The organism is Mycobacterium sp. UM_Kg1, assembly GCF_000972925.1.
Classification (GTDB): Bacteria; Actinomycetota; Actinomycetes; order Mycobacteriales; family Mycobacteriaceae; genus Mycobacterium; species Mycobacterium hiberniae.
In genome coordinates, this window is the sequence record NZ_JRMK01000120.1 from 1 (window position 1) to 11,622 (window position 11,622).

General features: G+C 67.6%; 6 protein-coding genes and 1 tRNA gene. 3 read left to right on the forward strand and 4 right to left on the reverse strand.

Annotated elements, in window-relative coordinates:
• From LI92_RS16485 to mddA, 3 genes are all read right to left on the reverse strand, one after another.
• Positions 1-711 (reverse strand): cytochrome P450 family protein (locus tag LI92_RS16485; RefSeq protein ID WP_046320686.1); only part of this gene is annotated, 711 nt, incomplete at its 3' end.
• A gap of 275 nt (positions 712-986) precedes the next feature.
• A tRNA-Ile gene (locus LI92_RS16490) sits at positions 987-1,063 on the reverse strand.
• 90 nt (positions 1,064-1,153) lie between these two features.
• The gene (mddA, locus tag LI92_RS16495; protein WP_046320687.1) at positions 1,154-1,882 is read right to left on the reverse strand and encodes a methanethiol S-methyltransferase; all 729 of its coding nucleotides are present in this window, start codon (positions 1,880-1,882) and stop codon (positions 1,154-1,156) included.
• Between the two features lie 107 nt (positions 1,883-1,989).
• Here mddA and LI92_RS16500 point away from each other — a divergent pair, with 107 nt between their 5' ends.
• Positions 1,990-2,853 carry an alpha/beta fold hydrolase gene (locus LI92_RS16500; RefSeq protein WP_082109760.1) on the forward strand — a complete coding sequence of 288 codons (864 nt, stop codon included), beginning with the start codon at positions 1,990-1,992 and terminating at the stop codon, positions 2,851-2,853.
• Between the two features lie 87 nt (positions 2,854-2,940).
• Positions 2,941-3,945 (forward strand): zinc-binding dehydrogenase, encoded by a 1,005-nt coding sequence (locus LI92_RS16505; protein ID WP_046320689.1) that lies wholly within the window; start codon positions 2,941-2,943, stop codon positions 3,943-3,945.
• A 10-nt stretch (positions 3,946-3,955) separates the two neighbouring features.
• Here the strand turns inward: LI92_RS16505 and htpG are convergent, their stop codons facing one another.
• A complete protein-coding gene (htpG, locus tag LI92_RS16510; RefSeq protein WP_046320690.1) occupies positions 3,956-5,887 on the reverse strand; it encodes a molecular chaperone HtpG in 1,932 nt (643 codons plus the stop codon).
• Positions 5,888-6,053: 166 nt separating this feature from the next.
• On the opposite strand from htpG, the gene LI92_RS16515 reads away from it, so the two are divergent.
• Positions 6,054-11,528: an ATP-binding protein gene (locus LI92_RS16515; RefSeq protein ID WP_052740824.1), complete on the forward strand. Its 5,475-nt coding sequence runs from the start codon at positions 6,054-6,056 to the stop codon at positions 11,526-11,528.
• Positions 11,529-11,622: the final 94 nt, after the last annotated feature.

Below are 11,622 nucleotides of genomic sequence, written 5' to 3' on the forward strand. Positions count from 1 at the left end.
GCGGAGTTCGTCGAGGTTCAGTCGGTCGCCGTCGCTTTCGGCGCGGATGAGCTCAGACAGCAGGTCATCGCTCAGACTGTTTCGGCGGGTGGCAACCATGTCATCGACGTAGGCGTCCAGTTCGCTCCACGATTGCATGATCGCGGCTTCATCGAAGGTGGCGTCGGTCTGGAAACTGAATGCCTTGAAGATTTCGTCGGTCCATCGTGCGAAGTGATGCCAGTCTTGGCGGGGCGCACCGATGAGCGCGCACATGATGGGGGTGGGATAGGGCCGCGCGATGTCGGTCACGACGTCGCACCGACCGGCTTCCACTACTTGATCGATCAGCCCGTTCACCACCTCATGGATCGTGTCTTGAAGGCATGCAGTCGCCCGAGGAGTGAACGCTCTCGAAACCAGTTTGCGTAAGCGAGTGTGTGGCGCACCTTCGAGGCCCAGGAGGCTGCTCATCATTTTGTCGTACAAGGGACCTGAGGTGACGCCCTGCGCTGCCAGCGTGATGCCGGGAGGCATGGTGAATCTGTTGTCGCGCAGTATATCCCGAGCCATTTCGTAGGACAGGATCTCTGGACCGAGGGGGCCGATGGCGATGGGCGCACACGATTGCGCCGTTCGGACAACGTCGAGGATGTCGTGCGGCGTGGCGGTGAGGGCGTAGCTGAACGTGGGCAGGTCAGCTTCGAAGACGCTGGGAGCGGCAATGTTCACGGTGTTTCAACTTCCGTTGGCGCCCGGCCAGGCGGTACACGGGACATCTAAGCATTGAATGTATGACCATTACTCAAAGGCCGTCAAGGTATGGCAGCATCGTTCCAGTTCAACAAACATGCCGCCTGCTGCGGTCATACGAATTTTTGCTTGGCGTCCATACCGCCATCTGAGGAAGCTTCGCGGGAGCCCATGAGTCGGCTATCGCGCTGAGCGCCTGGTTAGGGGTAGCCATACGGCCACGCCAGCTGCGCGGCGTTTGCGCAGGCAATTCCTGGTGGGGCGGGTGGGGCTCGAACCCACGACCAACGGATTATGAGTCCGCGGCTCTAACCGACTGAGCTACCGCCCCCTGGTCTATCTGGCGACCATGACATTAGCGCCCGGCGCGGCCGTAGACGACACGGCGGTGCGGCGCTTCCCGCTGCCGCTGATACCGGAGTCAGCGCACCCGCCGCGGAACGAACATCGGGACACGGCCGCGGTACTGCCGGTACTGGTCACCGAGCAACCGGATCAGGTCCCCCTCCTCCAAGCGCACCGCGATCGCGATGTAGCCGGTGGTCGCCGCGGCGAACAGCAGGTGTCCGGCGGTCATCTGGGGCGTGGACCAGAACGCGATCAGGAAGCCCAGCATCAGCGGATGCCGCACCAGCCGATACAGCATCGGCGTCCGGAACCCGGAGGTGGTGTAGGGCCGGCCCCGCCACGCAAGGTAGACCTGGCGCAGCCCGAACAGGTCGACATGGCTGATCAGGAAGGTCGACACCAGGGCGATCCCCCAGCCGAGCCAGAACAGCACCCACAGCGCTGTCCGGCCCGCCGGCGCCGTCACCTCCCAGACCACCGCCGTGATCGGACGCCACTGCCAGAACATGAGGGCCAGAACCACGTTCGAGGCCAGCACGTAGGTGCTGCGCTCGATACTCACCGGCACCACTCGGGTCAGCCATCGTTTGAACACCGGCCGGGCCATCACGCTGTGCTGCACGGCGAACAGGCTCAGCAGCAACACGTCGATGACCAGCGCCGCGACCGGGCGCGCCTGCGGCCCGTGGTCGACGGTGCGCGGCACCACGAGATCACCCACGAACCCGACGGCATAGCCGAAGACGGCGAGGAAGCCCAGATAGTTGAGCACCCCGTAGACGAGGGCAAGGTGACGAGCCATGGCGCGCTCCTAGGGAATAAGCCAGTCTAGCTCGCATATCCGCAGCTCGATAGGGGTTCCACCGGCCGTCCGATGGGCACCGACCGGCCTCGGCTTACGATCCCAGGATGACCGCGGAAACGTTTGTCACCCACACCCCCGGGGATCTCCGGATCATCTCCGACCGCCACGGTGACCCCGACGCCCGCGCCGTTGTGTTCCTGCACGGCGGTGGGCAGACCCGCCGATCCTGGGGCCGGGCCGCCGCGGCGGTGGCCGCACGCGGCTGGCAGGCGGTCACCGTCGACCTGCGCGGCCACGGCGAGTCGGATTGGGCGAACGAGGGCGATTACCGCCTGGTCAGCTTCGCCACCGACGTCCACGAGGTGCTGCGCACGCTGCCGCCGGACCCGGTGCTCGTGGGTGCCTCGCTGGGCGGGTGCACCGCGATGCTGCTGGCCGGCGAGCTGGCGCCCGGGGCCGCCGGCGCGGTGGTGCTGGTCGACATCGTGCCCAATATGGACGCCTCCGGCGCCCAGCGCGTGCAGGACTTCATGGCCGAGAACATGGAATCCGGTTTCCACTCCCTTGACGAGGTCGCCGACGCGATCGCGGCCTACAACCCGCACCGCCCCCGCCCCGCCGACCTCCAGGGGCTCACCACCAACCTGCGCCGGCGCGGCGACCGCTGGTACTGGCACTGGGACCCGGAGTTCATCCGTGGCCCCGAGCACCAAGGGCCGATGGAGATTCACGACGTCGACCGGCTCAACGCCGCGGTGCGCACCATCCTCGACGGCGGTGTTCCGATGCTGCTGGTGCGGGGCCAGCTCAGCGACCTGGTCAGCGCCGCCAACGCCGAGGAGTTCTTGGCCCGCTTCCCGCAGGTGGAGTTCGTCGACGTCGCCGGCGCCGGGCACATGGTGGCCGGGGACCGCAACGACGTCTTCGCCGACGCGATCCTGGAGTTCCTGGCCCGCCACGGCTCCTGAGCGCAACCGCTTCGGTTCCGGCCGGAGCATTTGCGCGAAATACGATCGGGGTCCCGTGCCGGCGCCGCCGGCAATAGGCTCAGACCCATGCGCGTCGTCGTCATCACCAAGCACGGTCCCCCGTCGGTGCTGCAGGTACAGGATCGCCCCGACCCGCCCCCGCCGGCGGCTGGCCAGGTGCGCATCGCGGTCCGCGCGGCAGGGGTGAACTTCGCCGACCACCTGGCGCGCGTCGGGTTGTATCCCGATGCGCCGAAGCTGCCCGCCGTGGTCGGCTATGAGGTCGCCGGAGCCATCGAGGCCGTCGGCGACGGAGTGGACCCGGCCCGCGTCGGCGAGCGGGTTCTGGCGGGCACCCGTTTCGGCGGCTATGCCGAGATCGTCAACGCCAACGCCGCCGACACGGTGCCGCTGCCCCCGTCGATGAGTTTCGAAGAGGGCGCCGCGATTCCGGTCAACTACTCGACGGCGTGGGCGGCGCTGCACGGTTACGGATCGCTGCAGCCCGGTGAGCGGGTTCTGGTGCATGCCGCTGCCGGCGGGGTCGGCATCGCGGCGATCCAGCTGGCCAAGGCCGCCGGCGCGGTCGTGCACGGCACCGCATCGCCGGGCAAGCACGCCCAGCTCACCGCGCTGGGCATCGACCGGGCACTCGACTACCGCCGCAAAGGCTGGTGGCGGGGCCTGCCCCCGTATGACATCGTGCTCGACGGGCTCGGCGGCACCTCCCTGCGGCGCTCGTTCGCGCTGTTGCGTCCCGGCGGGCGCCTTGTCGCCTACGGCCTCTCGTCGCTGCAGCAGGGCGAGAAACGCTCACTGCTGCGCGCGGCACCCCAGGCCGCGGCGATGCTGCGCGGGTTCAGTCTCATCACGCAGATGGAGCAGTCCAAGACCGTCATCGGCCTGAACATGCTGCGCCTGTGGGACGACCGCGGCACGCTGGGCCCGTGGGTCACCCCGCTGACCGCGGCACTGTCCGACGGGATCGCCGCCCCGGTGGTGCATGCGGCGGTGCCGTTCGCCGACGCCCCCGAGGCCCACCGCATTCTGGCGGCCCGCGAAAACGTCGGCAAGGTGGTGCTGGTGCCCTGACCGGCCCGGATCAGACGGTGCGCGCCAGCCGGTGCGCCAGCAGCTCGGCGAAACGCGCCGGGTCCTCGAGTGCCCCGCCCTCGGCCAACAGCGCTGTGCCGTAGAGCAACTCCGCGGTCTCGGCCAGGCCGGGATCGTCGCTGCGCTCGGCGTGCGCCTGCCGCAGACCGCTGATCAGCGGATGGGCCGGATTGATCTCCAGGATGCGCTTTCCGACCGGCACATCCTGACCGTTGGCGCGGTAGATGCGCGCCAATGCCGGAGTGATCCCGAAGGTGTCGGTGATCAGGCAGGCCGGGGACTCGGTCAGCCGCGTCGACAGCCGAACCTCTTTGACGTGCTCGGCCAGGGTCTGCTCCAACCAGGAGATCAGGTCGGCGAAGTCCTTCTGCTGCTCCTTGCGCTCGGCTTCGTGCGCGGCCTTGTCCTCCTCGGAGTCCAGGTCCACCTCGCCCTTGGCCGTCGACTGCAGCGGCTTGCCGTCGAACTCGGCGACGGTGTTCACCCACAACTCGTCGACCGGGTCGGTCAGCAGCAGCACCTCGTAGCCCTTGGCCTTGAACGCCTCCAGATGCGGCGACTTCAACAGTTGCTGACGCGACTCGCCGGTGGCGTAGAAGATCTGCTCCTGACCGTCTTTCATCCGTTCGACGTATTCGGCCAGAGTGGTGGACTCGGAGTCGCTGTGCGTCGAGGCGAAGGAGCTGATCTCCAGCAGGGTCTGCTGATTGTCGAAATCGGAGAGCAGACCTTCCTTGACCACGCGACCGAATTCGGTCCAGAACGTGCGGTAGTCCTCGGGCCGCTGCGACTGCAGCTCCTTGATGGTCGAGAGCACCTTCTTGGTCAGCCGCCGGCGGATCGCGTTGATCTGCCGGTCCTGCTGCAAGATCTCCCGGGAGACGTTCAGCGACATGTCCGCTGCGTCGACGACACCCTTGACGAAGCGCAGGTACTCGGGCATCAGCTGATCGCAGTCGCCCATGATGAACACGCGCTTGACATACAGCTGCACGCCCACGTGAGCGTCCCGGTTGAACAGGTCCATCGGCGCGTGCGACGGGATGAACAACAAGGCCTGGTATTCGAACGTGCCTTCGGCCTTCATCACGATGACCTCGAGCGGATCATCCCAGGCGTGTGAGATGTGCTTGTAGAACTCGTTGTATTCCTCTTGGGACACTTCGTCTTTGGGCCGCGCCCACAGCGCCTGCATCGAGTTCAGCGTCTCGGTCTCGACGGTGACCGTCTCTTCGCCGCCTTCCTCGGCCGGCGGCGTCCGGCGCTCCACCTGCATCCGGATCGGCCAGGCGATGAAGTCGGAATACTTCTTGACCAGGCTGCGGATCGTCCACTCGGAGGTGTAGTCGTGCAGCGCGTCTTCGGCGTCTTCGGGCTTGAGGTGCAAGGTGATCGACGTGCCCTGCGGCGCGTCCTCGACCGCTTCGATGGTGTAGGTGCCATCACCGCTGGACTCCCACCGGACGGCCTCGCTCTCACCGGCCTTGTGGGTGACCATCTCGACCCGGTCGGCGACCATGAACACCGAGTAGAACCCCACCCCGAACTGGCCGATCAGCTCCTCGGACGCCTCGGCGTCGCGGGCTTCCCGCAGTTGCTGGCGCAGCTCGGCGGTGCCGGAGCGGGCCAGGGTGCCGATCAGATCCACCACCTCGTCGCGTGACATGCCGATGCCGTTGTCACGGACCGTCAGGGTGCGCGCCGCCTTGTCCACGTCGATATCGATGTGCAGATCGGAGGTGTCGACTTCCAGGTCCTTGTTGCGGAAGGCCTCGAGCCGCAGCTTGTCCAAAGCGTCGGAGGCGTTGGAGATCAGCTCCCGCAAGAACGCGTCCTTGTTGGAGTACACCGAGTGGACCATCAAATCCAGCAGCTGACGAGCCTCAGCCTGAAACTCCAGCCGCTCCACACGTTCGCTCATAAGAGCCGAATTTTACCGACGGATTCGTCGCGATGCTCAGGGGGCCGAACAGGGCGGGCCCGCGTCGCGGCAGGCCCCGGAAGCGGGGGCGATCGAGCCTTTACCGGATCTTGACCGCCTGTTGAATCGGCCCACCGACGATTCTGTCGTGACTACCATTCAAACCGTGGAGCTGGGGGTTTTGGGACCTCTCCAGGCCCGGCGGGACGGCGCCTCGGTCGCCATCCCGGGCGCCAAACCGCGTGCGATCCTCACCATGCTGGGACTGCGCGGCGGCGCGGTCGTGCCCGCCGAAACGCTGATCGATCTGCTCTGGGGCCAGGATCCCCCGCGCACCGCCGCCAAGGCCCTGCAAACCCACATCTCGGCGCTGCGCCGGGCGCTGGGTGACGGGTTCGTCCGCACCGAGGGGGCAGGCTGGGTTCTGGACGCGACCGAGGTGGACGCCCCGCGCTACCTGCTGGCCGCCAAATCCGGCCGAGACGCAGCGGCGGCCGGGGATGCCAACCAAGCGGCGGCGCATTTCGAGGAGGCGCTGAGCCTCTGGCGCGGAGCGCCCGAACTCCCCGCTTCCCGCCGGGGCGCCTCGGAGCGGACCCGCTGGACCGAGGGCCACGCCGCGATGGTCGAGGATCGGGCCGATGCGCTGTTGGCGACGGGACGCGCCGCCGAGCTCATCGGCGAGCTGGAAGCCGCGGTCGCCGAGGCGCCGCTGCGCGAACGGCGCTGGGCCCAGCTGATGCTGGCCCTCTACCGTGCCGGCCGCCAGGGCGAGGCGTTGGCCGCCTACCAACGAGCGCGGTCACTGCTCGCCGACGAACTCGGGGTCGACCCGGGACCGGAACTGCGGCGGCTGGCGGCGTCGGTGGTGGCCCAGGACTCCGCCCTGGATCACCCGGCGAACCAGCAGCTGCCGTCGATGACTCGCGCCGTGACCTTCCTGCTCACCGATATCGAGGGATCAACGGCTGCGTGGGAGGCCGACGCCGGCGCCATGGCGATAGCGCTCGCGCGCCACGACGAGCTCGTCGAACAGGTCGTCACCTCCCGCGGCGGGCGGTTGATCAAGACGCGCGGCGAAGGCGATGCCACCTTCTCGGTCTTCGAGCGGCCTTCCGGCGCGGCTGCCGCAGCCGTCGAGCTGCAAGACGCCATCGCTCACGAGCCGTGGGCTCTTCGGGAGCCAATGCGCATCCGGATCGCCCTGCACACCGGCGAAGTCGAGCTGCGCGACGGTGACTACTTCGGTCGCGCGGTCAACCGCGCCGCCCGCCTGCGGTCACTGGCCGCCGGCGGCCAGATTCTGTGCTCAGGAGCTACGGCCGAGCTCGTCATCGACACCCTGCCCGACGACGTCGTCCTGGGCGACCTCGGAATGCGCGCCCTGCGCAACCTGCCTCGGCCGGAGCATGTCTTCGAGCTGCGCCCACGGACCGCGCATCAGCAACCCGAGGAGTCCATCGACGAACCTCTTGAGCGGCCCGATCTGCCCGCGGTACTGACCGGCCCCGGGCGGTTCGTGGGACGCGGCCAGGAGCTGGAAAGGCTTGCCGCCGCGTGGAAGACCTCGCTCGCAGGCGGCATTCACGCCATGCTGATCGCCGGCGAACCCGGTGTGGGCAAGACGCGTGTGGCCGGCGAATGGTCGCGACAGGCCTTCGAGCAGGGCGCCGTCGTGTTGTACGGCCGTTCCGACGAGGACCTCGGAGCGCCCTATCAACCATTCTCCGAAGCGCTGCGCTCGCTCGTGCCCTGCATCGGCACACACCGACTCCGCGGATTGCGGGGCGTTGAAACGCTGCTTGCTCTGATTCCCAGCTTGAGCGAGCTACTGCCTGATCTGGCCGCACCGCCCCGCGCCGACCCCGACACCGAACGCTATGCGCTCTTCGACGCCGTGGTCGCGTTGCTGGAACTGGCCTCTGCCGCTGCGCCCGTCGTGTTGATACTCGACGATCTGCACTGGGCGGCCAAACCGACGCTGTTGCTGTTGCGACATCTGCTGCGTTTCGGTGACCACACCCGGGTACAGGTCGTCGCGACGTACCGCAGCACCGACCTCGACCGATCTCATCCCCTGGCGGCAATGCTCGCCGACCTGCACCGGGACGGCACCGCGGATCGCCTCTCCCTCGGCGGCCTCGGCGCCGACGACGTGACCGCCTATATCGCCGAGGCCGGCTACGACGACGAACAGCTCGCCCGGGCATTGGCGTCGGTGACCGGCGGCAACCCGTTCTTCTTGATCGAGGCACTGCGCCACGTAGCAGAAAGTGGCGGGGCCTGGGATCCCAACACTTTGCCGCAGGGTGTGCGTGAAGCCGTGAGCCGCAGGCTTTCGCATCTTTCGGCAGGGACCAACAAAGCCCTGTCCGCAGCCGCCGTGGTCGGCAGCCGCTTCGACGTGGACCTCGTGGAGCGAGTCGTTGATCAGGATCTCGTCGACGCCTTCGACGAGGCCTGCAGGGCCGGCATCGTCATCGAAGAGCCAGGCGGTCGATACCGGTTCAGCCACGCCCTCATCCGGCAGTCGCTGATCGCCGAACTGGCCTCGGTGCGGCGCATGCGCCTGCACCAGCGCATCGCCGAAACGCTGGAAACCACCCGCGGCGCAGACGAGGAACTCCTAGGCGAACTGGCGTACCACTACTTCGAATGCGCGTGGGCGGGCAACGCGGCCAAAGCCGTCGCATACTGCCGGCGGGCAGCCGATCAGGCCATGTCGCGCCTGGCCTACGAAGCGGCCGCCGATCTGTACGACCGGGCACTGCACGCGCTGGACGAGGTCGACGACGAGCTACCCGATCTCGCAGATCAGACCGCCGATCTGCTGGTCGCGCGCTGCGAGGCGCTGCTGGCAGCAGGTGAGGTGACCGCGGCTGGCGACGCCGTCTCGCAACTACAGGCGGCGACCGTCAATTCTGATCGGCTGACGGCGTGGGCGACGTGCTTCGACGGCCAACTCTCGATGCTGATGCATCCGGAAAAACTGGACGAGATCGAGGCCGAGTTGGGCGCGGCCGCCGACAGACTGGCCGGACTGGGTGACCCCGCAGGAGAAGCGAAGGCGCACACCGTGCGGGCGGGATGTCTTGCCCGGCTTGGGCGAATCGGCGACTGCGAAGTCGCGCTGGACAAGGCGCTGACCGCGGCACGGCGCGCCCGCGAGCAGCGTCGGGTCAACGCCGTGCTGGCGGGCGCTCCCCTGGCCGCCCTTTGGGGTCCCAGTCCGGTGCCGCGCGCCGGCGGGCGTTGTCTGGATGTCGTGCGGCTGTTGCGCATCACCACCGATTCCCCCGCGGTCGAGGCGACCTCGACGCGATGCCAAGCCGTGTTGGAGGCTTTCCGCGGCCGCGCCGCCACGGCTCTACGGATGATCGAAGCGGCGCGGCGCACAGTCGCCGAGGTCGGTCTGCGCCATGCCCTGCTTGAGGTTGAGCAGTTCGCCGGGATCATTGAACTGGTCCTCGACGACCCGGAGGGCGCCGAGCCGCGTCTGCGTCAGGCATACGCAGGTTTTCGCCGCATGAGGATGGACGCCGACACCGCCGAGACCGCTGCCCTGCTGGGCCGTGCCTGTATGGCTCTCGGCCGAGACGCCGAGGCCGAGCAGTTGTGCACCGAGAGTGAGAGCCTCGCGGGTCATGCGCTGAAGGCATCGATCGCCTGGCGTACGCTGCGGGCGCTGCTGTTGACGCGCCGGGGTGATCATGCCGCGGCCCGGCAGATGGCCGAGTCGGCGGTCGACCTGGCGCAGCGTACCGACGCCCTGATAGACCACGGCGATGCGTGTCTGGCGCTGGCGACGGTATTACACGCCGCCGGCGACGCGGCTGGGGCACGGGCCGCGGCCCAGCGGGCGACGGAACTCTACGAGCGCAAAGGCGCCGAAGCGCTTGCCGCCAAGGCGCGTGCGGTGCTGGGCGAACGAGTCGCACCGGCTCCGGTGGCGGCATCCGAAGACGTGGACGGCGCGATCGCCGAACTCGAGGCGCGGCACGCGGAGTCCGAAAAGGCACGTCCTCGACCGCCGCTCGGGAACTCGGCAAGCACAGTTGCGAAGCGGTGGCAGGAACGCTTCGCCGCGCGTGACTGGGCCGCCATGACAGCAATGGCGGCCGACGATATCTGCACCGATGATCGGCGGCGGGTGATGGGCGCCGGAGTCCGGCGCGGGCGAGATGTCGCAATCGCCGACATGCGGGTTCTCGCCGATCTCGATACGACCATGATGTCGGCCGTCGTGGCTACTCGCGGCGAGCGCCTCGCTCTCTGCCTTGATCGACTGTCGGAGCATGAGTATCGGCCCGATGCGTTTCATGGCGAGATACTCAGCGTCATCGAGATCGACACCGACGGACGGCTCGCGGCAGGTGTCATCTTCGATGTTGACGACTTCGACGCCGCCCTGGCCGAACTCGATGCGCGCTACCTCGCCGGCGAGGCCGCCGCCTTTGCGCGCACCTGGTCGGCGATCACCGGGGCCTTCGTCGCGCTCAGTCGCGGTGAAATGCCCACGCCGGCAGCCGGGTTCACCGACGTCGATCATCGCACGATTGCGACGGTGCGGTCGGGCGACCTGATGGCATACCTTCGTGTGGCCCTGGAAGACACGGCGCGCAACTTCATCTATGTCGAAGCCGTCCATCGGTTGACCGAGCGCGGCGCGGTGATCACACATGTGGCCAAAGGGACATCACGAGACGGCTTGGGCGTCGAGTGGCGTCTGGTCAACACCGTCCTCGTCGACGGCGAACTGATCAGTCGCCTTGAGATGTTCGAAGAGGCAGACCTCGACGCCGCGCTCGCCAGTTTCGACGAGCTGAGCCGCAACCGGCCCACCCTGGAGAACGCGGCCACCCGGACCTGCGTACGCGCTGCGGACGCTTTCAACCGCCGGGACGGGGACGCGATCTTCGCGCTTGCCGACGACGACGGCCACTATGAAGACCGGCGGAAAGGCCTGCGCTCCGTGCTCGAAGGCCCAGAGCGGCGGAAACTCATCGACGCCACGTTGGAGACGGTCCCGAGCACCTGGCGGTTGGGGGTGGAACCCATCGCCGTCCGGGGATCTCGGCTCTCCCTGACCCGCGACTGTTATCGCGACGGCGATGATCCGGAGCGAACAGTCGTCGTCGAACTGTTGCGTCTCACGCAAGTCGACGCCACCGGCCTCATACGGGTCACCGTGTCCTTCGACGTCGACGACATCGACGCCGCCCTCGCCGAGCTCGACGCCCGTTACCTCGCCGGCGACGCCGCCGCCTACGCACACACGTGGTCGCTCGTCACCGACGCGTATGCCGGTTTCAACCGACGCGAGGCTTTTCCAACGACACCGGACTGGATCAGCATCGACCACCGGCGGGGAGCGGGTTTCGAGTCCGGTGACATGCTCGCCTACATCGAGGCCGCCTGGGCCGATTCACCAGACACCACCATCTACATCGCGGCTGTGCATCGACTCAGCCCGATCGGAGCCGTCGTCACCCACGTGGCGCACGGGATCTCACAAGACGGTTTCGCCGCCGAATGGCGCGACATCGTCGTCATGACTGTCGACGGCCACCTGTTCAATCGCTCTGAACTGTTCGACGGGGACGACCTCGACGCCGCGCTCGCCAGATTCGACGAGCTTTAGCTGCGGGCCGCCATCACTGGGCCTGACTCACCGACGACATGTGGAAGTCGGGAATGCGCAGCGACTGTCTCTTATACACATCTGACGCTGCCGA

What these genes read in the sequence shown, in the direction of transcription:
- LI92_RS16500 (WP_082109760.1), top strand. Translation starts at nt 1,990, where the DNA reads ATGACCGCGGAAACGTTTGTCACCCACACCCCCGGGGATCTCCGGATC.
- htpG (WP_046320690.1), bottom strand. Translation starts at nt 5,887, where the DNA reads ATGAGCGAACGTGTGGAGCGGCTGGAGTTTCAGGCTGAGGCTCGTCAG.
- LI92_RS16505 (WP_046320689.1), top strand. Translation starts at nt 2,941, where the DNA reads ATGCGCGTCGTCGTCATCACCAAGCACGGTCCCCCGTCGGTGCTGCAG.
- mddA (WP_046320687.1), bottom strand. Translation starts at nt 1,882, where the DNA reads ATGGCTCGTCACCTTGCCCTCGTCTACGGGGTGCTCAACTATCTGGGC.